The organism is Mammaliicoccus sp. C-M13 (assembly GCF_022386845.1).
GTDB lineage: Bacteria > Bacillota > Bacilli > Staphylococcales > Staphylococcaceae > Mammaliicoccus > Mammaliicoccus lentus.
Window position 1 is genome coordinate 54,857 of the sequence record NZ_JAJNHQ010000008.1, and the last position, 23,127, is coordinate 77,983.

20 protein-coding genes are annotated in these 23,127 nt (G+C 32.9%); all 20 read left to right on the top strand.

The genetic code is table 11. The features are described 5' to 3' along the window. Position 1: 1 nt before the first annotated feature. The 20 genes from mraY to carB all read left to right on the top strand — a co-directional run bounded on the left by mraY (position 2) and on the right by carB (position 23,126). Positions 2 to 967, top strand: coding sequence for a phospho-N-acetylmuramoyl-pentapeptide-transferase (mraY, locus tag LQ615_RS07705; RefSeq protein ID WP_017000545.1), 966 nt, complete (start codon positions 2 to 4; stop codon positions 965 to 967). Between the two features lies 1 nt (position 968). Further along, entirely contained in the window at positions 969 to 2,318 is a 1,350-nt protein-coding gene (murD, locus tag LQ615_RS07710) for a UDP-N-acetylmuramoyl-L-alanine--D-glutamate ligase (RefSeq protein ID WP_064204074.1), read from the top strand. A gap of 26 nt (positions 2,319 to 2,344) precedes the next feature. Next, entirely contained in the window at positions 2,345 to 3,289 is a 945-nt protein-coding gene (locus LQ615_RS07715; protein ID WP_239703866.1) for a cell division protein FtsQ/DivIB, read from the top strand. Between the two features lie 108 nt (positions 3,290 to 3,397). Continuing rightward, positions 3,398 to 4,777 carry a cell division protein FtsA gene (gene ftsA, locus LQ615_RS07720; RefSeq protein WP_017000548.1) on the top strand — a complete coding sequence of 460 codons (1,380 nt, stop codon included), beginning with the start codon at positions 3,398 to 3,400 and terminating at the stop codon, positions 4,775 to 4,777. A gap of 28 nt (positions 4,778 to 4,805) precedes the next feature. After that, the gene (ftsZ, locus tag LQ615_RS07725; protein WP_017000549.1) at positions 4,806 to 5,963 is read left to right on the top strand and encodes a cell division protein FtsZ; all 1,158 of its coding nucleotides are present in this window, start codon (positions 4,806 to 4,808) and stop codon (positions 5,961 to 5,963) included. Between the two features lie 60 nt (positions 5,964 to 6,023). After that, positions 6,024 to 6,815: a peptidoglycan editing factor PgeF gene (gene pgeF / locus LQ615_RS07730; protein ID WP_239703865.1), complete on the top strand. Its 792-nt coding sequence runs from the start codon at positions 6,024 to 6,026 to the stop codon at positions 6,813 to 6,815. An 8-nt stretch (positions 6,816 to 6,823) separates the two neighbouring features. After that, complete coding sequence (locus LQ615_RS07735; protein WP_017000551.1) at positions 6,824 to 7,495, top strand: YggS family pyridoxal phosphate-dependent enzyme; 672 nt, start codon at positions 6,824 to 6,826, stop codon at positions 7,493 to 7,495. Positions 7,496 to 7,507: 12 nt separating this feature from the next. Then, a complete protein-coding gene (locus tag LQ615_RS07740) occupies positions 7,508 to 8,086 on the top strand; it encodes a cell division protein SepF (protein WP_070045122.1) in 579 nt (192 codons plus the stop codon). A 12-nt stretch (positions 8,087 to 8,098) separates the two neighbouring features. Then, positions 8,099 to 8,395 carry a YggT family protein gene (locus tag LQ615_RS07745; protein WP_017000554.1) on the top strand — a complete coding sequence of 99 codons (297 nt, stop codon included), beginning with the start codon at positions 8,099 to 8,101 and terminating at the stop codon, positions 8,393 to 8,395. Between the two features lie 78 nt (positions 8,396 to 8,473). Next, positions 8,474 to 9,247: a YlmH family RNA-binding protein gene (locus LQ615_RS07750; protein ID WP_239703864.1), complete on the top strand. Its 774-nt coding sequence runs from the start codon at positions 8,474 to 8,476 to the stop codon at positions 9,245 to 9,247. 18 nt (positions 9,248 to 9,265) lie between these two features. Then, entirely contained in the window at positions 9,266 to 9,850 is a 585-nt protein-coding gene (locus tag LQ615_RS07755) for a DivIVA domain-containing protein (RefSeq protein WP_239703863.1), read from the top strand. Between the two features lie 193 nt (positions 9,851 to 10,043). Further along, complete coding sequence (gene ileS, locus LQ615_RS07760) at positions 10,044 to 12,794, top strand: isoleucine--tRNA ligase (protein ID WP_239703862.1); 2,751 nt, start codon at positions 10,044 to 10,046, stop codon at positions 12,792 to 12,794. A gap of 304 nt (positions 12,795 to 13,098) precedes the next feature. Beyond that, positions 13,099 to 13,578: a signal peptidase II gene (lspA, locus tag LQ615_RS07765; RefSeq protein ID WP_239703861.1), complete on the top strand. Its 480-nt coding sequence runs from the start codon at positions 13,099 to 13,101 to the stop codon at positions 13,576 to 13,578. Then, positions 13,575 to 14,498 (top strand): RluA family pseudouridine synthase, encoded by a 924-nt coding sequence (locus tag LQ615_RS07770; protein WP_239703860.1) that lies wholly within the window; start codon positions 13,575 to 13,577, stop codon positions 14,496 to 14,498. Before lspA ends, LQ615_RS07770 begins: the two co-directional genes overlap by 4 nt. 206 nt (positions 14,499 to 14,704) lie before the next feature. Further along, a complete protein-coding gene (pyrR, locus tag LQ615_RS07775; RefSeq protein WP_017000567.1) occupies positions 14,705 to 15,226 on the top strand; it encodes a bifunctional pyr operon transcriptional regulator/uracil phosphoribosyltransferase PyrR in 522 nt (173 codons plus the stop codon). A 147-nt stretch (positions 15,227 to 15,373) separates the two neighbouring features. Then, a complete protein-coding gene (uraA, locus tag LQ615_RS07780; RefSeq protein ID WP_017000569.1) occupies positions 15,374 to 16,675 on the top strand; it encodes a uracil permease in 1,302 nt (433 codons plus the stop codon). 18 nt (positions 16,676 to 16,693) lie between these two features. Continuing rightward, positions 16,694 to 17,596, top strand: coding sequence for an aspartate carbamoyltransferase catalytic subunit (locus LQ615_RS07785; protein WP_064204068.1), 903 nt, complete (start codon positions 16,694 to 16,696; stop codon positions 17,594 to 17,596). Beyond that, positions 17,584 to 18,867, top strand: coding sequence for a dihydroorotase (locus LQ615_RS07790; protein WP_239703859.1), 1,284 nt, complete (start codon positions 17,584 to 17,586; stop codon positions 18,865 to 18,867). Before LQ615_RS07785 ends, LQ615_RS07790 begins: the two co-directional genes overlap by 13 nt. Then, the gene (locus LQ615_RS07795) at positions 18,860 to 19,960 is read left to right on the top strand and encodes a carbamoyl phosphate synthase small subunit (protein WP_017000576.1); all 1,101 of its coding nucleotides are present in this window, start codon (positions 18,860 to 18,862) and stop codon (positions 19,958 to 19,960) included. Before LQ615_RS07790 ends, LQ615_RS07795 begins: the two co-directional genes overlap by 8 nt. Further along, entirely contained in the window at positions 19,953 to 23,126 is a 3,174-nt protein-coding gene (gene carB / locus LQ615_RS07800) for a carbamoyl-phosphate synthase large subunit (RefSeq protein WP_064204066.1), read from the top strand. Before LQ615_RS07795 ends, carB begins: the two co-directional genes overlap by 8 nt. Position 23,127: the final 1 nt, after the last annotated feature.

Consider the following 23,127-nt stretch of genomic DNA (forward strand, 5'->3'; position numbering starts at 1 on the left):
TATGAATTTTACGCTACCTGTCATTGCGTTTTTATTGACTTTGATTCTTGTACCAATACTTATCCCCACACTTAAAAAACTTAAGTTTGGGCAGAGTATAAGAGAAGAGGGTCCTCAAAGTCATATGAAAAAAACAGGCACACCAACAATGGGCGGATTGACATTTTTACTTTCTACCATTGTAGTGACGGTTATTGCATTATTTTTCGCTGACCAAATCGGACCACTAATTTTATTATTATTTGTCACAATAGGTTTTGGACTGATTGGTTTTATAGACGATTATATAATTGTCGTTAAAAAAAATAACCAAGGCTTAACGAGTAAACAGAAGTTTTTAGCTCAAATTGCAATAGCTGTAATATTTTATATTGTCAGTGTTGCGTTACCAAATTATCAATTTGAGTCAGCGATTAATATACCGTTTACTGATTGGTCATTACCGTTATCAGTATTCTATATCGTGTTTATTATATTTTGGCAAGTAGGATTTAGTAATGCTGTTAACTTAACTGATGGATTAGATGGCTTATCGACTGGGTTATCTGTTATAGCATTTGCATTTTATGCAATATTGTCATTTGTTTTAGATAAACCAGAAATAGGGTTATTCTGTTTAGTGATGTTAGCTAGTTTAATTGGATTCTTAATTTATAATAAGTATCCAGCAAAAGTATTTATGGGTGACACAGGTAGCTTGGCATTAGGCGGTATCTTTGCAACTATTTCTATTATGTTAAATCAAGAAATTACTTTATTATTGATCGGTTTTGTATTCGTTATTGAAACTTTATCTGTAATGCTACAAGTAACTTCGTATAAACTTACTGGGAAAAGAATATTTAAAATGAGTCCATTGCACCATCATTTTGAATTAGTAGGTTGGAGTGAATGGAAAGTTGTATTAGTATTTTGGGCTACTGGTATCATTACAGGGGCTATAGGTCTATGGATTGGAGTGATGTAAAGTGAAGCCATATACTGGATTGAAAGATAAGAACGTCTTGATTTTAGGGTTAGCAAAAAGTGGATATGAAAGTGCTAAGCTTTGTAAGAAACTAGGTGCAAACGTTATAGTAAATGATGGACAAGATTTAACGAACAATCCACATGCATTGGAGCTTGTAAATGATGGGATTAAAGTTATTAGTGGTGAACATCCACTGAGTTTATTGGATAATAATCCATTAATCGTTAAAAACCCAGGTATCCCATATAAAATCCCTTTATTACAAGAGGCATTAAATAAAAATTTAAAAATCATAACGGAAATTGAGTTAAGTTATTATATTTCTGAAGCGCCTATAATTGGTATCACAGGAACAAACGGGAAAACTACAGTTACTTCACTAATTGGTGATATGTTTGGAAACAGCAAAGTGAAAGGCCAAGTATCGGGCAATATAGGTGTTGTAGCATCGAAAGTAGCACAAGATGTGACGAAAGATGATTACCTAATTACTGAGTTATCGTCATTCCAACTTCTAGGAACGGTTGAATACAGGCCTCATATTGCAATTGTTACAAATATTTATTCAGCTCACTTAGATTATCATGGTTCATTAGAAGAGTATCAAAATGCTAAAAAGAATATATTTAAAAATCAAACTGAAGATGATTATCTAATATTTAATTATGAACAAAGACATCTTATTGACAAAGATGAAATTAAATCAAAGATTTTATATTTTTCAACAGAACAAGAGGTAAACGGGATATACATCAAAGACGATTATGTAGTATATAATGGTGTGCGTATTATTAACACGAATGACATCGTATTACCTGGTAAGCATAATTTAGAAAATGTATTAGTAGCAGTTCTCGCTTCTATTATATCCGGAGTAGATATCAAGTCTATAGTTCATACCCTTACTACATTCTCTGGGATAAAACATAGACTACAGTACATAGGAACAAACAGAGGTAATAAATATTACAATGATTCGAAAGCTACAAATACATTAGCAACAAGATTTGCGTTAAGCTCATTTAATTCACCAATTATTTGGTTATGTGGGGGATTAGATAGAGGTAATGATTTCGACGATTTAATTCCTTATATGGATAAAGTTAGATTAATGGTCACTTTTGGTGAAACAAAAGGTAAATTAAAAACTTTAGGTGCAAGTCAAGGTAAAGAAGTACTAGAAGCTAAAGATGTTAAAGGTGCTGTTGATTTAATACAAGATCATATTCAATCTAATGATGTTGTATTATTATCTCCCGCATGCGCAAGTTGGGATCAATACGATACATTTGAAGCACGTGGAGATGAATTTATTGAGAGTTTCCAAAAACATTTACCTTCATTCTAGAAAAATGGTTATAAGGAGTGACAACAGTGAGTAAGAGTTCTGATAAAAATGAAGATATTTTACAATTTGAAACGGCTACAGAAGATAAACACCTTAAAAGTCTAAAAACAAAAAGAAAGCGTAGACGACAAATTCAATTAGGCGTATTCATTGGTGTTATACTCCTTGTCTTGTTAGTAGTTTTATATATGTTTACGGATATCAGTAAAGTAGATAAAGTAGAAATTAATGGTGAAAAGCTTGTTGCTAAAAAAGATATCGAAAAAGCATTAAATATAAAATCTGATTCTAGAATTTATAATTTGCCAATGAGCGAAATGAAATCTAAGATTGAAAAAATCGAAGGTATTAAAAATGTTGAAATAAAGCGTCGTTTTCCTAATGATTTAATCGTAAATGTTAAAGAATATGAAACAATAGGCTTAATCAAAAATAAAAAAGGGTATGAACCACTATTGGAAAACGGTTCTACTATCAAAAAATTATCAACAGATTTACCAATCGATGTTCCGATATTAAATGACTTCACTTCTAAAAAATTAAACAAAATTGTACCAGAGTTAAAGAAAGTAAAACCTAAAGTAAAATCAATGATTTCAGAAATTAATTATAAACCAGGTGAAAATAATCAAAATAGAATCCAAATGTTTATGACAGATAATGTAGAAGTTGTTGGAGATATTCAAACTTTTGCAAATAAAATTAACTATTATCCTAGCATATCTGATAAATTAGAGAGAGATAATACTGGAGAATTAAAAACACCAGGTTTTGTTGATTTACAAGTCGGTGCTACATTCTTACCATATGAATCTAAAGAACAACAAAAAGAGCGTGCAAATAAAGAAAGTGAACAAGAAGAAAATACAAAATCTGAGCAACAAAAGTTAGATCAAGCATTACAAGATTTATCAAAAGAACTAGAAAAATCTGATGAAGAACCAAAATTAACAGAAAAATCATCAGATTAACTAAAAATTCAACAAATAAACCTATTATTAGTTCACATTAAAACATCAATCATGTAAACTAAGAATAGTGTAAATTAGATTATCATGTCTTAGAGGAGGTGCCTATCGATGGAGGAACATTATTATATTAGTTTAGATATAGGTTCATCGAGTGTAAAAGTAATTGTAGGAGAAAAATTTCATAATGGCATTAACGTGATAGGTACAGGGCAAACGTTTACAAATGGAATAAGAAATGGTTGTATAGATGATTTTGATATTGCTAAGCAAGCAATTAAAGATACAATCAAAAAAGCGGCGATTGCTTCTGGAGTAGACATTAAAGAAGTTTTCTTAAAAATGCCTATCGTAAATACGGAAATATATGATGAAAAATATGAAATACCATTTGAAGGAACAGAAACAGAGATTGATGGTGCTCACATAGAATCTGTCTTAGAAGGCATAAGAGGATTGAATGACGTACCTGAAACCGAAGTTGTTGGGGTATTCCCAATGAAATTCATAGTAGATGATTTGCATGAAGTTTCAGACCCTAAAGAAATGGTTGCTACACAATCATTGAAGGTTGAAGCTGGTGTGATTGCAACATCTAAATCACTTTTAATCAATATAATTAAATGTGTAGAATCATGTGGTGTAGATGTATTAGAAGTATTCTCAGATGCTTATAATTATCAGTCAATCTTATCGCCAACAGAAGTTGAGTTAGGCGCTTGTGTCATTGATATAGGTGAAGATTTAACTCAAGTAGGTTTCTATGAACGAGGCAATCTTGTTGATGCGGATACAATTGAAATGGCAGGAAGAAGCATTACAACAGATATTGCTAAAGCATTAAATACTACATATGACAACGCTGAAAAAATCAAACAACAATATGGTCATTCATTCTATGACTCAGCATCTGATCAAGATGTTTTCAGTGTTGAGCAAATCAATGAAGAAGGTCACGCACAATTTACTCAAAAAGAATTAAGTGAAATTATTGAATCAAGAATGGAAGAAATTTTCTTCGATGTTTTTGATTTATTACAAGATATGGGTATTACAAACGTTAACGGTGGATTTATCGTAACTGGCGGTACTTCAAATCTATTAGGAATTAAAGAATTATTACAAGATATGGTGAACGAAAAAGTACGTATACACACACCATCTCAAATGGGAATTCGCAAACCAGAATTTACGTCAAGTATCTCTACCATATCTAGTGGAATTGTCTTTGATGAGCTACTAGATTATGTTACAATGAATAATTATGATGCGGATACAATTGAAGAAGAAACTTATGATGAAGTAAATCAAGAATCTAAAGCAAAACCTTATGAACAATGGTTTAAGAAAAAACAAAACAAAGACAAAAATAATGATACAAAAGCTTCAAGTTCTGGTAACGACAATCACTCCGAAGCTGATTATGATTCGGATAGTCAAGAAGAGAAGCCAAGTGTATTCAAGAAATTAATGAAATCGTTATTTGATTGATGGGTCATAAAGATTAGGAGGATAATAAATGTTAGAATTTGAGCAAGGATTTAATCATTTAGCTACTTTAAAAGTAATTGGTGTTGGTGGCGGCGGTAACAACGCTGTAAACCGTATGATAGACCATGGTATGAATAATGTAGAATTTATTTCTATTAACACAGATGGTCAAGCGTTAAACTTATCTAAAGCGTCATCAAAAATTCAAATTGGTGAAAAATTAACTCGTGGTTTAGGAGCAGGTGCTAACCCAGAAATTGGTAAAAAAGCTGCTGAAGAATCTCGTGAACAAATAGAAGATGCTATTCAAGGTGCAGATATGGTATTCGTAACTGCAGGTATGGGTGGCGGAACTGGTACAGGTGCTGCACCAGTTGTTGCTAAAATTGCTAAAGAAATGGGTGCATTAACAGTTGGTGTTGTTACTCGTCCATTTAGCTTTGAAGGTCGCAAACGTCAAACACAAGCTGCAGCTGGAGTAGAATCTATGAAAGCTTCAGTAGACACTTTAATCGTTATTCCTAACGATCGTTTATTAGATATTGTAGATAAATCTACACCTATGATGGAAGCTTTCAAAGAAGCAGACAATGTATTACGTCAAGGTGTACAAGGTATCTCTGATTTAATCGCTGTTTCTGGTGAAGTAAACTTAGACTTTGCAGACGTAAAAACGATTATGTCTAACCAAGGTTCAGCATTAATGGGTATCGGTGTTTCTTCTGGTGAAAATAGAGCAATTGAAGCGGCTAAGAAAGCAATTTCTTCTCCATTATTAGAAACATCTATCGTAGGCGCTCAAGGTGTCCTTATGAACATTACGGGTGGAGAATCACTATCTCTATTCGAAGCACAAGAAGCTGCTGATATCGTTCAAGATGCTGCTGACGAAGATGTTAACATGATATTTGGTACAGTTATTAATCCTGAATTACAAGACGAATTAGTCGTTACAGTAATTGCAACAGGTTTTAATGATAAACCTTCTAGTGCGCGCAAACCTCAAGGTGGCGGAGCATTTGGTGGAACTACAGAAGCACCTTCAAAAAGAGATGAAGGAGAGTCACTAGATAGAAAAGCTTCATTTGAAAGTAAACCTGCTGCAAATGAATCAACTGATGATAGTGATATTCCAAGTTTCATTCGAAATAGAGAAGATAGACGTTCTAGACGCTCTAGACGATAAATGAACTTTAAAAGTCATCAGGCATATGTCCTGATGACTTTTTTTATTAGGAGAGATAACATGGAAGAAATATTTAGTCAGCAAAATCACCACTTATCATATAATGTTCAAGAAAGACTTGATTTAACAATTGGAATCACAACAAGAACTGATGGTCACAGTCCTTACCCAAATAATGCTTTTAACATGGCGCGTTATATAGATGATAATCCAGAGAATATTACAAAACACCAAAGAATATTAGCTGATGAGATTGGCTTCTCGTGTGGTTCATGGGTGTTTCCAATCCAAACTCATGAAAATAAAATTCAAGAAGTTAAATCATCAGATAGAGGTAAAAATATATCAGAGCTTACTAATGAGTTATATGGATTAGATGGATTATACACTTATGAATCAAATATTTTACTGACAATGTGTTTTGCTGATTGCGTACCAATTTATTTGTATGATACGAATAGCGAGTATGTCGGACTTTGTCATGCAGGTTGGAGAGGAACTCAATCGCAAATCATTAAAGAGATGATTGAAAACTATAAAGGTGATATTGAGAACCTTAGAATTGTTATCGGTCCTTCAACTTCAAATAGTTATGAAATTAACGATGATATTTACAATAAATTTAAGTCTTTACCAATTGATTCATCTTTATATATTGAAAATAGAGGTCAGAATAAACATGGTATAGATTTAAAAAGAGCAAATGAATTGTTAGCTATATTTTATGGTGTAAAACCAGAACATATCGTTAAGACAAATCATTGTACAGCTAGTGAAACAGATAAGTTCTTTTCCTATAGAGTAGAACAAGGAAATACTGGAAGAATGCTTGCATTTATAGGTAGAAAGTAGGTATAATTTTGAAATCGGTAAAAGAAAATTTAGTAGATATAGAGTCACAAATTCGTAACAGTACTAAAGAATCAAGTTTTGAAACATCACCTCAAGTGATTGTTGTTACAAAATATGTTACAATAGACCGAGCTATAGAAGCTTATCAAGCTGGTTTAAGAAATTTCGGTGAAAATAGAATTGAAGGTTTCATTGAAAAGAAAAAGCAACTTCCTGATGATGCAATTATGCATTTTATTGGGTCTCTGCAAACAAGAAAAGTAAAAGAAGTCATTGATGACATCGATTACTTACACGCACTAGATAGGTTGAAATTAGCAAAAGAAATAGAAAAACGTGCCAATCATAAAGTTAAATGTTTTGTTCAAGTTAATGTTTCAGGTGAGGAATCTAAACACGGTATGTCACCAGAAGAAGTCATTCCTTTTATTAAAGAAATGGAAAATTTTGAACACATTGAAATTGTTGGTTTAATGACTATGGCACCACTAACCGAAGACAAAGAAAAATTAAGACAATATTTCAAACAACTAAGACTGTTAAAAGATAAAGTACAATCATTAAATCTAAGCTATGCACCATGTACAGAATTATCTATGGGCATGAGCAATGATTTTAATGAAGCAATAATAGAAGGTGCTTCATATGTTCGAATTGGTACAAAATTAGTTGGTGAATAAGGAGTGTAAATTATGGCTATTAAAGATGTGTTTAAAGGTTTCTTCATAGTAGATGATGAAGAGGAAGTATACGAAGAACCACGTCAAGAGCAAAGTAGAGCCCCTCAACAAGAACAAAGCTCTCAAGAGAAAAAGAAAACAGCACAGAATACTTTAAAAAGTGTACCGTCACAACAGAATAATACAACAAGATATCAATCACAACGTTCACGTGATTTTAATAAACCTGAAAGGAAAGAAGCCATGAGTGAAAAACGTACAAATTCATCTCAAACAAATGTGGTGAGCATGGGTGGTAATATGGATTTTGCGCAAAATTCAAAAATGTGCTTGTTTGAACCAAGAGTATTTTCTGATACACAAGATATCGCAGATGAACTTAAAAATAGAAGAACAACACTAGTAAACTTACAAAGAATAGATAAAGTATCTGCTAAAAGAATAATCGATTTCTTAAGTGGAACAGTTTATGCTATCGGCGGTGACATTAGAAGAGTTGGGACAGATATTTTCTTGTGCACGCCTGATAATGTTGAAGTTGCTGGATCAATCACAGAACAAATTGAACAAGTTGACCCTTATCAAGAATAGAGGAAATAGTATATGGATAGCGGATTATTAAGTACAATTTTAGGATTTGTATTGTTTGTTGTTAAAATTTATCAATATGGTATGATTGTTTACTTCTTAACATCTTGGTTACCTGGATTAAGAGAAGGAGCTATAGGACAATTTTTAGGTAAGATTTATGAACCGTTTTTAGAACCTTTCAGAAAAATAATTCCACCTCTAGGTATGTTAGACATATCTTCAATTGTGGCTTTTATTACTTTAAGTTTATTCTATGTAGGTTTAATAAGCGTATTCAATATGTTTGTACCTGTAGTACCAATCCTGTAAATTTAACATGAATGATATAGTGTAATGGGATGGGACAATGCGTCCATCCTTTTTTTATATATATTTAGAGGTGTAACAATGGATATCTATCAACATTTTAGAAAAGAAGAAAGAGAAGAAATTGATTTATTTATTAATAAATGTGAAATAGCAGAAAGAAATTATCAACATGTTCTTACGGACTTTTTAGACCCTCGAGAACAATACATTTTAGATACAATAGTTGGTAGTTTTGAAGGATTAAGAGTCCATTATTTTGGCGGAGCTAATGAGGCTGAAAGAAAGCGTGCAATAATTGCTCCTGATTACTTCACTCCAGAAGAAGAAGACTTTGAAATAGTATTAATCGAACTTAATTATCCAACTAAGTTTGTAACATTAACACATCGAAATATATTAGGAACGATAATGTCTCTAGGAATTGATCGTAATCAATTAGGTGATATTATTGTTAACGAAAAAATACAATTTGTTTTGACAAAAAGATTTGAATCATATATTATGTTAGAATTAACAAAAATTAAAGGTGCAGGAATCAAATTGAGTTCTATTCCTTTTCAAAATATGATACAATCAAATGAGAATTGGGTTACACGAGATACAACTGTGAGTGCTATGAGGCTTGATGTAATTGTAAAGCATATAACTAATACAAGTAGAGCGCTAAGTAAGAAACTCATAGAAGGTAAACGTGTAAAAGTCAATCATAGAGAGATTGAAAGAGTAGACTTTTTAGTCGAAGAGAATGATTTACTATCGATAAAAGGATACGGTCGTGCTAAGATTGTAGCCAATAACGGTGAATCAAAAAAAGGCAAATTACGTATAACATATCGTACTTTGTTTAAATAGTGCTAAGGAGGAAAACTGATGGCATTTACCCCAGAAAATATTAAACAAAAAGAATTTAGTAGAGTGCATAAAGGCTTAGATGAATCAGAAGTACGTCAATATCTAGAATCATTAAGCGATGAAATAGAAAAATTAAAATCAGAAAAAGCGCAATTACAAACATTAATAGATGATAAAGATGAAAATATTAATCGTTTTAGAGCGGTCGAAAACACAATTTCTGAAGCAATATTACAAGCTCAAAAAGCAGGCGAACAAACAAAGCATTCCGCTGAGCTAAAAGCTGATTCTATAGTTAAAGAAGCAGAAGGTAGAGCTAATATTATCATCAATGATGCTTTACAAAAAGCACGTAAAATAAGCTTCCAAACTGAAGATATGAAGAGACAATCTAAAGTATTTAGATCTCGTTTTCGTATGTTAGTAGAAGCGCAACTTGATTTGTTGAAGAATAATGATTGGGATTATTTATTAAATTATGATATTGATCAACAACAAGTTACTGAAGAAAATATTGACATTTTGCAAAAAGAAGAACAAAATAATCAAGAGAAGATTAATAATCAATCTATAGATAGTGATGAGGACGCGTCTAAAGAATAATTATAGTAGAAGCGAGCTAGGGATGGTGAAAGCCTAGTCGAATAATTTCTTTAGGTATCACCTTTTCATAAAATTATATATAGTTAATGAGTGAACTCTAAGTTGAGTTAATAAGGGTGGTACCGCGATTACTTCGTCCCTATTATTTCAACTTAGAGTTTTTTATTTTAATAATTGAAGGAGATTAAAACTTATGGACTACAAAGACACGTTACTTATGCCAAAAACAAGCTTCCCAATGAGAGGTGGACTTCCAAATAAGGAACCTCAAATTCAAGCTGAATGGGATGAAAAAGACTTATTTAATAAAATTTTAGAAAAAAATAAAGGTAAAACACCATTTATTTTGCATGACGGACCTCCTTACGCAAACGGTAATCTACACATGGGTCATGCATTGAATAAAATCTTAAAAGACTTTATTGTTCGTCATAAAGCAATGACTGGTTATTACGCACCTTATGTTCCAGGTTGGGATACACATGGCTTACCTATTGAACAAGCATTAACAAATAAAGGTGTTAAGCGTAAAGAAATGTCAGTCGCAGAATTTCGTGAAAAATGTGAAGAGTTTGCACTTGAACAAATCGAAGTACAAAAATCTGACTTTAAACGTTTAGGTGTAAATGGTGATTGGCAAAACCCATATATTACTTTAAAACCTGAATTCGAAGCAGCTCAAATTCGCGTATTTGGAGAAATGGCAGCTAAAGGTTTAATTTATAAAGGTAAAAAACCAGTTTATTGGTCACCTTCAAGTGAATCATCTTTAGCAGAAGCTGAAATTGAATATAAAGATAAAAAATCACCATCTATTTATGTAGCTTTTAAAGTAGTTGATAGTAAAGGTATTGTAGATGAAGATGCATCATTCGTTATCTGGACAACAACTCCATGGACAATTCCATCAAACTTAGGAATTGCTGTTAATCCTGAACTTACTTATGTACAAGTAAATGTTGAAGGTAAAAAATATGTAGTAGCAGAAGCGTTATTAGATGCTGTTTGTGAAGATTTAGACTGGAATAAAGAAACAATTGTTCGTGAAAAAGAATTTAAAGGTTCTGAACTTGAATATGTTACAGCGCAACATCCATTTATCGACAGAACATCATTAGTAATTTTAGGCGATCACGTAACTACAGACGCAGGTACTGGTTGTGTTCATACCGCACCTGGACACGGGGAAGATGACTATGTTATCGGACAAAAATATGATTTAGGTGTAATTAGCCCAATCGATGATAAAGGTGTTTTCACAGAAGAAGCAGGAGAGTTTGCAGGGCAATTTTATGATAAAGCAAACAAAACAATTACAGAAAAATTAGATGAAGTTGGAGCACTATTAAAACTATCATTCTTCTCACATTCATATCCACATGACTGGCGTACAAAAAAACCGGTTATCTTTAGAGCGACTGAGCAATGGTTCGCTTCAATCAGTAAAGTAAGACAAGATATTTTAGATGCAATTGATACAACTAAATTTAAAATTGATTGGGGTAAAACACGTTTATACAACATGATTAGAGATAGAGGAGAATGGGTAATTTCTCGTCAAAGAGTTTGGGGCGTACCATTACCTGTATTCTATTCTGAAAATGGCGATATCATCATGACAGAAGAAACAATTAATCATGTTGCTGATTTATTCGAAAAACATGGATCTAATGTTTGGTTTGAAAGAGAAGCTAAAGATTTATTACCTGAAGGATTTACACATGAAGGTAGTCCTAATGGTGTATTCACTAAAGAAACAGATATTATGGATGTTTGGTTCGATTCAGGTTCTACGCACAGAGGAGTACTTGAAACTAGACCTGAATTATCTTACCCAGCTGATATTTATATTGAAGGAAGTGACCAATATAGAGGTTGGTTTAACTCTTCAATTACAACTTCAGTAGCAACAAGAGGCATTTCACCATATAAAATGTTACTTTCACACGGTTTTGTAATGGATGGTGAAGGTAAAAAAATGAGTAAATCACTTGGTAATGTTATCGTACCAGATAAGATTGTTAAACAAATGGGTGCTGATATTGCTCGACTATGGGTGAGTAGTGTTGATTACTTGGCTGATGTTCGTATTTCTAATGAAATTTTAAAACAAACTTCAGATGTTTACCGTAAAATCAGAAATACATTCCGCTTCTTATTAGGAAACGTGAATGATTTTAACCCAGCAACTGATAGTGTTTCTTATGATGAAATGCTTGAAATCGATCAATACATGCATAACCGCTTAAATCAATTTATCGGTAAGACATTATCACATTATGAAGCTTACGACTATTTAGACATCTATCAAGATATTCAAAACTTTATCAACGTAGATTTAAGTAATTTCTACTTAGATTACGGTAAAGATATTTTATATATTGAAAAAGCAGACTCATTAAAACGTCGTAGTATGCAAACCGTATTATATGAGACATTAGTTAAATTAACTAAGTTATTAGCGCCAATTATCCCACATACTGCAGATGAAATTTGGGGTCATATTCCACATGTTGAAGAAGAAAGTGTACATTTAACAGATATGCCTGAACCACATGAAATTGATACTGTATTAATGGAAAAATGGTCTCAATTCATGAAATTAAGAGACGATGTTAACAGAGCTCTAGAAGTAGCACGTAATGAAAAAGTAATTGGTAAATCATTAGAAGCGCATATTACTTTATCTAACTCATCTGAGTTTGATACTGTTGATTTCTTAAGTAAATTTAATGATTTAAATCAATTGTTCATTGTATCAAAAGTTGACGTTGTAGATGAATTAACTGAAGGTACAGAATATGAATTAGTTAAAGTTAAAGTTGATCATGCAGAAGGTGAAAAATGTCAACGTTGTTGGAACTATTCAGATCAATTAGGTTCAGTTAATGGACTAGATCACTTATGTCCTCGTTGTCAATCAGTTGTAGCAACTTTAGGTTAATCATTTAATTTAAAAAACAATTTGTTGTGTAAATAAATGGGAGTGGGACAGAAATCTTATTTTAATAAATAGATTTCGTAGTCCCACCCCGGCAAGGATGACTAGGGTTGGAAAAAGCTTGATATAAGCGCATTTTCAATCCAGTCAGCTACTGCCAATATATTAAAAGAGGCTGAGACATGTATTTATGTCCCAGCCTCATTTTTAATGTAATGCCATAAAAATAGATGTTTAATATTATTTGTCATATTAACAAACCTACCTGTTTATGTGGTAAAATAATCAAGATTGGAGTGAACAATAAATGCGTAAAGGTTATAATATTCCTATATGGAGTATTTTTATAGTTATAATTATAGCGTTAGACCAATTAACAAAATATATGATTGTAAAATCATTAGTAATTGGTGATTCTGTAAAAGTTATTAAAAATCTTTTATATATAACTTCTCATCGGAACGAAGGTGCTGCGTGGGGTATTCTTCAAGGGAAAATGTGGTTGTTCTATATTGTGACAATCGTTGTGTTAGTTATATTAGTTATGTTCTTTAAAAGCGAAGGTTATGGAAAACCATTAATCCAATTCGGTCTGAGTTTATTAATAGCTGGTTCGATAGGTAATTTTATAGATCGATTGTTTAGAAGTGAAGTAGTAGATTTTATAGATACGTATATATTTGGTTATAATTTCCCGATATTTAATGTTGCAGATGCAGCTTTAACAATTGGTGTTATTGTATTAATTATTGTAATTTTATTTGAAGGCAAGGAGGAAAAAGCTTGAATACGTTTGAATTTAAAATAGAAACAGAGCAAGAAGCGGGCGTAAGAATTGATAAATTGTTACCTGAATTAAATCCAGATTGGTCAAGAAGTCAAATACAAGATTGGATTAAATTAGGTTTAGTTGAGGTAAACGGTAAAGTCGTAAAATCAAATTATAAAACTAAATTGAATGATACGATTGTTGCTACTGAAAAAGTAGTAGAAGAAGTAGACATAGTAGCAGAAAATTTAGGCATAGAGATATATTATGAAGATAAAGATGTTGCGGTAGTCTACAAGCCTAAAGGAATGGTAGTACATCCTGCTCCCGGACATTATACTGGAACTTTAGTAAATGGACTTATGTATGCTATAACAGATTTATCAGGCATTAATGGAGAAATTAGACCAGGTATTGTACATCGAATTGATAAAGATACTTCAGGTTTATTGATGGTAGCAAAAAATGATATTGCACATAGAGGACTAGTAGAACAATTAGTCGATAAGACAGTAACTAGAGAATATACTGCTTTAGTACATGGTCATATCCCTCACGAATTCGGTACTATTGAAGCGCCTATTGGTAGAAACCCAAAAGAGCGCCAAGAAATGGCTATCGTTGATGATGGCAAAGAAGCAGTAACGCATTTTAACGTGATAGAAAAATTCGACCAATATACATTGGTGAATTGTCAGCTTGAAACTGGGCGAACACACCAGATTAGAGTGCACATGAAACATATTGGTTACCCATTAGTAGGGGATCCAAAGTATGGTAGAAAGAAAACTTTAGATTTAGGCGGGCAAGCTTTACATGCTGGATTACTTGGATTTGAACATCCTATAACTGGAAAATATATCGAAAAAGAAGCACCTTTACCTGAATATTTCGAAGCGTTAATAGAAAAGTTAAGAAAAATAGAAGATAAAAAATAATTGTAATAATACTAGTTTAATTTCAGATATACTTTGACAATATACTAGAAAAACGATATTATAGTTTTAACAATTAAATCGTCTTTAACAGACAGTCCTGAGAGGCTGAGAAGACATATATGTGCGTGTGGACCTTTTTAAAGGTACCAGTATATACTCATGTCTTCTTAAAGACATGAGTATTTTTTTGTGGAAGGAGATTGAATATGGCTGAAAGAATGATTATGGATGATGCAGCAATCAATCGTGCTTTGACGAGAATGTCACATGAGATTTTAGAGAAAAACAAAGGCACGAAAGATATTGTATTATTAGGTGTGAAAACTAGAGGCGTACACTTAGCAAATAGAATTGAAAAGAAAATCAAATCTATAGAAGATGTGCAAGTGCCAACTGGCGAGATTGATGTCACACATTACCGAGATGATGTAGAACATAGTCAAATTAAAGTGAAATCATTTGATATCGAAGTAGATATTAATGATAAACATGTTATTATCGTCGATGACGTGTTATACACAGGTCGCACTGTTAGAGCTTCACTTGATGCTATATTAGACCATGCACGACCACGAAAAATCAGCTTAGCTACATTGGTAGATAGAGGTCATAGAGAGTTGCCTATTAGAGCAGATTACGTTGGTAAAAACGTACCAACTGCATCTAACGAATCAATAGTAGTAGAACTAGAAGAAATTGACGATAAAACAGCAGTAACATTAAATTAAATAATTCCTTTTAAATCAGTACGAGATACTGGCAAAGGAGCGTTTTTGTAACAGTCTACCTGTATATATTTGTATAGGTATAACTGTATACATAGATCCCTTTGCATATCTTGTAAAGGGATCTTTTTTTGAATAGGAGAATGGAAAATGACACACAACGAAGAAATGTTTGAACGCACGGTTGAACCTATTTTAGATGTAAATGAGAAACCAAAACCTTCTCAATGGTTTTTCTTAAGTTCACAGCACTTATTTGCAATGTTTGGAGCGACAGTATTAGTACCTTTCTTAACAGGATTACCTGTTTCAGCAGCATTAATCGCTTCGGGGCTTGGAACATTACTTTATATTCTAATTACTAAAGGAAAAATACCTGCATACTTAGGATCAAGTTTCGCGTTCATCACACCGATTATAGTCGGTCTTAAATCACACGACCTAGGCGAAATGTTAGTGGCTTTGTTCATGAGTGGTGTCCTTTATGTAATCATCGGATTGATTATAAGGCTTACAGGCACAGATTGGTTGCTGAATTTATTACCACCTGTTGTAGTAGGACCAGTAATTATGGTTATAGGACTTGGTTTAGCGCCAGTTGCTGTCAACATGGCAATGTACACTGATTCAAACGCAATGACTGGATACAGCGGTGTTTATATTACAGTGGCACTGATTACACTGATTACAACAATAATTGTTTCAGTATTCTTTAAAGGATTTTTATCAATCATACCAGTATTGATAGGTATTATTGTAGGTTACATTTCATCATTACTATACGGCATTGTTGATTTAGAACCGATAGCAAAAGCGAAATGGTTACAATTACCAGACATATACATGCCTTTTCATGATTACACACCTTCATTACAGTGGGGATTAATATTAATCATGTTACCGATTGTATTTGTAACGGTAAGTGAACATATTGGGCATCAAATCGTTATTAATAAAATTGTCGGTAAAAACTTTTTCAAAGAGCCAGGTTTACATCGATCATTAATCGGTGATGGCGTGTCAACTATGATGTCTTCTATTATAGGTGGACCTCCAAGTACAACATACGGAGAAAATATAGGTGTACTAGCAATTACAAAAATTTATAGTATATGGGTTATAGGAGGTGCAGCAGTCCTCGCACTTATTTTAGGCTTTGTTGGAAAGTTTACAGCTATGATTTCCACTATACCGACACCAGTCATGGGCGGTGTATCGATACTGTTATTCGGAATTATAGCTTCAAGTGGATTGAGGATGTTGGTAGAAAACAAAATTGACTTTGGTAACAATAGAAATTTAATTATAGCATCAGTAATTTTAGTACTAGGAATCGGAAAAGCACATCTAGATTTTACAGGTATCGGTATTCATTTGAATATTGAAGGGATGGCATTAGCAGCAACAGTTGGTATTTTACTGAATCTCATTTTACCCAAGAAAATAAAATAATTCTAGGAGGCGTTACCCTTGAAAAACATATTATCTATGGCTGATTTAACAAAAGACGAAATATTAAACATTATTCACAAAGCGCAGGATCTAAAAGAACAAGGTATAAGTTCAATTGATAGAAAAGCAACTGTAGCAAATTTATTCTTTGAAAATTCTACAAGAACGAAATGTAGTTTCGAAATGGCTGAAAGAAAATTAGGATTAGACATTTTACCATTTGAAACAAATACTTCATCTGTTCAGAAGGGTGAAACGCTATATGACACGTGTAAAACTCTCGAATCTATAGGAGTTGAAGCGCTGATCATCAGACATAGTGAAAATGAATATTATGAACCTTTAAAATCGCTTAATATACCTGTTATTAATGGAGGAGATGGAAGTGGACAACACCCAACTCAATCTTTACTGGATATTATGACGATTTATGAAGAGTATGGTTATTTTAGCGGGTTAAAAGTTTTAATTTCAGGAGATATTAAAAATTCAAGAGTAGCAAGAAGTAACGCTGACGCTTTAACAAAATTAGGTGCAGAAGTCATGTTCTCAGCTCCAGACCAATGGAAAGAACAGATTTCTGATATTCCTTATGTAAATATTGATGATGTTATTAATGAAATTGATGTGTGCATGTTGTTAAGAGTACAAAATGAAAGACATGATAAAGGTCAATCTTATAGCAAGTCTGAATATCATGTTGGTTATGGCCTTACAAAAGAAAGATACGAACAACTGAAAGATAGTGCAATTGTAATGCATCCTGCTCCGGTAAATCGAGGGGTCGAAATTGATACAAATTTAGTTGAAAGTCCAAAATCTCGCATTTTTAGACAAATGGAAAATGGTGTTTTCGTGAGAATGGCATGTATTCAAGAAGTACTTAATCATAAGGAGGAAAAAGTAAAATGTCACTTATAATCAAAAATGGAAAAATCTTATCTCAAGGTGAACTTGTGAAGAAAGATATACAAATAGAAGATGGTAAGATCAAAAGTATCGCTGATTCAATAGAAGAAGGAAATTTGAAAGTGATTGATGCTAAAGGACATTTTATTTCGCCAGGTTTTGTTGATGTCCATGTTCATTTAAGAGAACCAGGTGGAGAGCATAAAGAAACAATTGAAACAGGAACTAAAGCAGCGGCAAGAGGTGGTTTTACAACTGTATGTCCAATGCCTAACACTAAACCTGTTCCTGATTCAGTTGAAAATCTAGAAAAAATACATGACATTATAAATAAACATGCTGCTGTAAGAGTATTACCATACGCATCTATTTCTGTGAGACAAGCAGGTAAAGAGCACGTAGATTTTAAAGCTTTAAAAGAAACAGGCATGTTCCAATTTACTGATGATGGTGTAGGAGTACAGACAGCTTCAATGATGTATGAAGCAATGATAGAAGCGGCTAAAATCAATAAAGCAATCGTTGCGCATTGTGAAGACAATTCACTTATTTACGGTGGAGCAATGCATGAAGGAAAACGTAGTAACGAACTTAACATACCAGGCATACCTTCAATATGTGAAGCTGTCCAAATTGCTAGAGATGTGTTATTAGCCGAAGCTGCTAATTGTCATTATCATGTGTGTCACGTTTCGACTAAAGAAAGTGTAAGAGTAATAAGAGATGCTAAAAAAGCTGGAATTAAAGTGACTGCAGAAGTAACACCACACCATTTATTGTTAACTGAAGACGATGTACCTGGAGACGACGCAATATACAAAATGAACCCACCATTAAGAGCAAAAGAAGACAGAGATGCTTTAATTGAAGGACTTATTGATGGAACAATTGATTGTATTGCAACAGATCACGCTCCGCATGCCAAAGAAGAAAAAGAAGCTTCTATGGTTGATGCACCATTTGGAATTGTAGGAAGCGAAACTGCTTTCCAATTGTTATATACGCATTTTGTTAAAACAGGAAAATTTACTCTAGAACAACTTGTTTCTTATTTAACAATAAAACCATCTGAAACATTCGATTTACCTTATGGACGACTTGAAGAAGGTGGCTATGCTGACCTTACGATAATAGATTTAGAAACAGAAAGACCAATTAAAGCTGAAGAATTTGCTTCTAAAAGTAGTAATACACCATTTATCGATGAAGTTGTATCAGGATACCCAATCATGACAATTTATGACGGTGAAATAGTTTATGAGGAGGCAGTAAAAAATGCGTAATAGAAGATACTTAGTTCTTGAAGATGGCACCATTTATAAAGGGTTTAAGTTAGGTTCAGATGAATTAACAATCGGAGAAATTGTATTTAATACAGCTATGACAGGTTATCAAGAAACGATTTCAGATCCATCATATACAGGTCAAATTATTACATTCACATATCCACTTATTGGGAATTATGGTTTTAACCGAGATGATTTTGAATCATTAACACTGACTTTAAATGGTGTAGTTGTTCGTGAAGCATGTCAAGAACCGAGTAACTTCAGATCTAGTAAAACACTAGATGAAACTTTGAAATTTTATAATATTCCAGGTATATCCGGTGTTGACACAAGAAGTTTAACTAGAAAAATTAGAAACCACGGTGTTCTTAAAGCTGGTTTTACAGATAATGAAAACGAAATTGAAACAGTTATTCACAGATTGAAAAATGATACGTTAAGAACTGATGAAGTTGAACAAGTATCATCAATTAGACCGTATATTTCAACAGGAGACGGATATAAAGTAGTACTGATTGACTATGGTAAAAAAGAAAATATTGTACGTGAGTTAAATAGAAGAGGTTGTGATGTGACAGTTGTACCATATCAAACATCTGTAGAAGAAATATTAAATATTGCTCCTGATGGCGTGATGGTTTCTAATGGTCCAGGTAATCCAGAGAATGTTAAAGAAACGCTAGATACGATTCAATCAATTATAGGAAAAATACCATTCTTTGGTATATGTTTAGGACATCAATTATTTGCACTATCACAAGGTGCAACTTCGTACAAAATGAAATTTGGTCATAGAGGTGCTAACCATCCTGTTATGAACTTAAGTACTGGAAAAGTTGATTTAACAAGTCAAAATCACGGCTACGCTATAGAAGAAGAATCAATCAAAAATACAAAATTAGAAATTACACATATCGCATTAAATGATCGTTCAATAGAAGGTCTGAAGCATAAAGAATATCCAGCTTTCTCTGTACAGTATCATCCGGAAGCTTCTCCAGGACCACATGATTCAAATTATTTATTCGATGAATTTATTGAAATGATTCAATTACATAAAGAGAAGGAGCGTAATATTAATGCCTAAACAAACAGATATAAAATCCATATTAGTTATCGGTTCAGGTCCAATCATTATAGGACAAGCAGCTGAATTTGATTATGCAGGTACACAAGCTTGTCTAGCTCTAAAAGAAGAAGGATATAAAGTCATACTTGTTAATTCTAACCCAGCCACGATTATGACTGATACAGAAATTGCAGATACAGTATACATCGAACCTTTAACATTGGATTTTGTTAGTAGAATTATAAGAAAAGAACAACCAGATGCACTATTACCAACATTAGGCGGTCAAACAGGTTTAAATATGGCAATTGAATTACATGAAAATGGTGTACTTGAAGAAAATAATGTTCGTTTGTTAGGTACGCAATTATCTTCCATCGCTCAAGCAGAAGACCGTGATTTATTCCGTAATTTAATGAATGAATTAAATGAGCCAGTACCGGAAAGTGATATTGTAAATGATTTAGACGCCGCCATCCAATTTGCGAATAAAGTAGGTTATCCTTTAATTGTTCGCCCAGCTTTTACGATGGGTGGAACAGGTGGCGGAATTTGTAATGATGAGACTGAATTAAGAGAAGTTGTTCAGAACGGTTTGAAATATAGTCCTGTAACTCAATGTTTAATTGAAAAATCAATAGCTGGATATAAAGAAATTGAATATGAAGTAATGCGAGATAAAAATGATAATGCCATTGTTGTGTGTAACATGGAAAATATTGACCCTGTTGGTATACATACTGGAGATTCAATTGTTGTTGCACCAAGTCAAACATTATCAGATGTTGAGTACCAAATGTTAAGAGATGTTTCATTAAAAATTATTAGAGCTTTAAAAATAGAAGGTGGATGTAATGTACAATTAGCACTTGATCCACATTCTTTAAATTATTATATCATCGAGGTTAATCCACGTGTATCTAGATCCTCTGCTTTAGCTTCAAAAGCAACGGGGTATCCGATTGCTAAATTGGCAGCTAAAATTGCAGTTGGTATGACATTAGATGAAATGCTGAACCCTGTTACAGGCACGTCATATGCAGCATTTGAGCCTGCTTTAGACTATGTTGTTTCTAAAATACCTAGATTTCCTTTTGATAAATTCGACAAAGGTGAAAGACATTTAGGTACACAGATGAAAGCAACTGGAGAAGTTATGGCTATTGGAAGAACTTATGAAGAATCGCTTTTAAAAGCAATTCGCTCATTAGAATATGGCGTACATCATTTAGGATTACCTAATGGAGATGAATTTGAACTAAACTTCATAGAAGAAAGAATTAAAGCACAAGATGATGAAAGACTTTTCTTCATTGGAGAAGCAATTAGAAGAGGAACATCGTTAGAAAGAATTCATGAACTAACTGAAATTGACTACTTTTTCTTAAATAAATTTAAACACATTATTGAGATAGAACATGAACTTAAAGAAAATAAAGGGAATTTAGAATGTTTAATGTGGGCTAAACAGTATGGATTTAGTGACAAAGTGATTGCGCATAGATGGGAACAATCTGAACGTGAAATTTATGATTTAAGGCAACAACATCAAATCAATCCAGTTTATAAAACTGTCGATACGTGTGCAGCTGAGTTTGAATCAGAAACACCATATTTTTATGGCACTTATGAAGAAGAAAATGAATCAATAGTATCGGAGAAGGAAAAAATTATCGTTCTAGGTTCTGGTCCAATAAGAATCGGCCAAGGAGTAGAATTCGATTATGCAACAGTTCATGCAGTATGGGCGATACAAGAAGCTGGATATGAGGCAATAATCATAAATAATAACCCAGAAACTGTTTCGACTGATTTCTCAATTTCAGACAAACTATATTTTGAACCTTTAACAGAAGAAGATGTTATGAGTATTATTAATCATGAAGAACCAATTGGAGTAGTTGTTCAATTCGGAGGTCAAACTGCGATTAATTTAGCTGATAAACTTTCTGAAAAGGGCATTAAAATACTTGGTACTTCTTTAGAGGACTTAAATAGAGCAGAAGATAGAAAAGAATTCGAAGCTTTATTACAAAAAATAAATGTACCACAACCATTAGGAAAAACTGCAACATCTGTAGAAGAAGCAATAAAAAATGCGAATGAAATTGGTTACCCTGTCGTTGTGAGACCTTCATATGTACTAGGTGGTAGAGCAATGGAAATCGTATACGCTGAAGCGGAACTACGAAATTATATGGAGCAAGCTGTTAAAGCAAGCCCCGAACACCCAGTACTGATAGATAGATATTTAACAGGTAAAGAAATAGAAGTAGATGCAATATCAGACGGGGAAACAGTTGTTATACCAGGAATCATGGAACATATTGAAAGAGCTGGCGTTCACTCTGGAGATTCTATAGCAGTTTATCCACCACAAACTTTAACAGATGAAGAAATTAATATGTTAGTAGACTATACGACTAAATTAGCTAAAGGGCTAAACATTATCGGTTTAATCAATATTCAGTTTGTTTTATCTAAAGGTGAAGTCTTCGTACTTGAAGTTAATCCTAGAGCAAGTAGAACTGTGCCATTTTTAAGTAAAATAACGGACATTCCAATGGCTAAGTTAGCTACAAAAGCAATTACAAATATATCTTTAAAAGAACAAGGATATGAAAACGGATTAGTTCCTTACAAAGAAGGCGTGTATGTAAAAGCACCAGTATTCAGTTTTAGTAAATTGAAAAATGTAGATATTACTTTAGGACCTGAAATGAAATCAACAGGTGAAGTAATGGGGAAAGACTTAACGTTAGAAAAAGCATTATATAAAGGTTTAACGGCAAGCGGATTAAAAGTACAAGATCAAGGTACAGCACTGTTTACTGTAAGTGATAAAGATAAAGAAGAAGCTTACATTATTGCAAAACGATTCCATGAAATAGGTTATAGAATTTTTGCAACTGAAGGAACATCAAAATATTTCCAAGAAAAAAATATACCAACTTATACTGTAGGAAAAATTGGTGGAGAACATGATTTGCTATCTGTTATTCAAAAAGGCGAAGTACAATTAGTCGTTAATACAATGACTAAAGGAAAAATTTATGAAAGAGATGGTTTCCAAATTCGTAGAGAATCGGTAGAGAACGGAATTCCTTGTTTAACATCACTTGATACTGCAAACGCATTAGCAGATGTAATTGACAGTATGACATTTAAAACTGACCAAATGTAGA

Coding starts and splice junctions, on each gene's coding strand:
- mraY (WP_017000545.1), top strand. CDS start 2: ATGAATTTTACGCTACCTGTCATTGCGTTTTTATTGACTTTGATTCTT.
- ftsA (WP_017000548.1), top strand. CDS start 3,398: ATGGAGGAACATTATTATATTAGTTTAGATATAGGTTCATCGAGTGTA.
- ftsZ (WP_017000549.1), top strand. CDS start 4,806: ATGTTAGAATTTGAGCAAGGATTTAATCATTTAGCTACTTTAAAAGTA.
- pgeF (WP_239703865.1), top strand. CDS start 6,024: ATGGAAGAAATATTTAGTCAGCAAAATCACCACTTATCATATAATGTT.
- LQ615_RS07740 (WP_070045122.1), top strand. CDS start 7,508: ATGGCTATTAAAGATGTGTTTAAAGGTTTCTTCATAGTAGATGATGAA.
- LQ615_RS07745 (WP_017000554.1), top strand. CDS start 8,099: ATGGATAGCGGATTATTAAGTACAATTTTAGGATTTGTATTGTTTGTT.
- LQ615_RS07750 (WP_239703864.1), top strand. CDS start 8,474: ATGGATATCTATCAACATTTTAGAAAAGAAGAAAGAGAAGAAATTGAT.
- LQ615_RS07755 (WP_239703863.1), top strand. CDS start 9,266: ATGGCATTTACCCCAGAAAATATTAAACAAAAAGAATTTAGTAGAGTG.
- ileS (WP_239703862.1), top strand. CDS start 10,044: ATGGACTACAAAGACACGTTACTTATGCCAAAAACAAGCTTCCCAATG.
- lspA (WP_239703861.1), top strand. CDS start 13,099: ATGCGTAAAGGTTATAATATTCCTATATGGAGTATTTTTATAGTTATA.
- pyrR (WP_017000567.1), top strand. CDS start 14,705: ATGGCTGAAAGAATGATTATGGATGATGCAGCAATCAATCGTGCTTTG.
- uraA (WP_017000569.1), top strand. CDS start 15,374: ATGACACACAACGAAGAAATGTTTGAACGCACGGTTGAACCTATTTTA.
- LQ615_RS07790 (WP_239703859.1), top strand. CDS start 17,584: ATGTCACTTATAATCAAAAATGGAAAAATCTTATCTCAAGGTGAACTT.
- LQ615_RS07795 (WP_017000576.1), top strand. CDS start 18,860: ATGCGTAATAGAAGATACTTAGTTCTTGAAGATGGCACCATTTATAAA.
- carB (WP_064204066.1), top strand. CDS start 19,953: ATGCCTAAACAAACAGATATAAAATCCATATTAGTTATCGGTTCAGGT.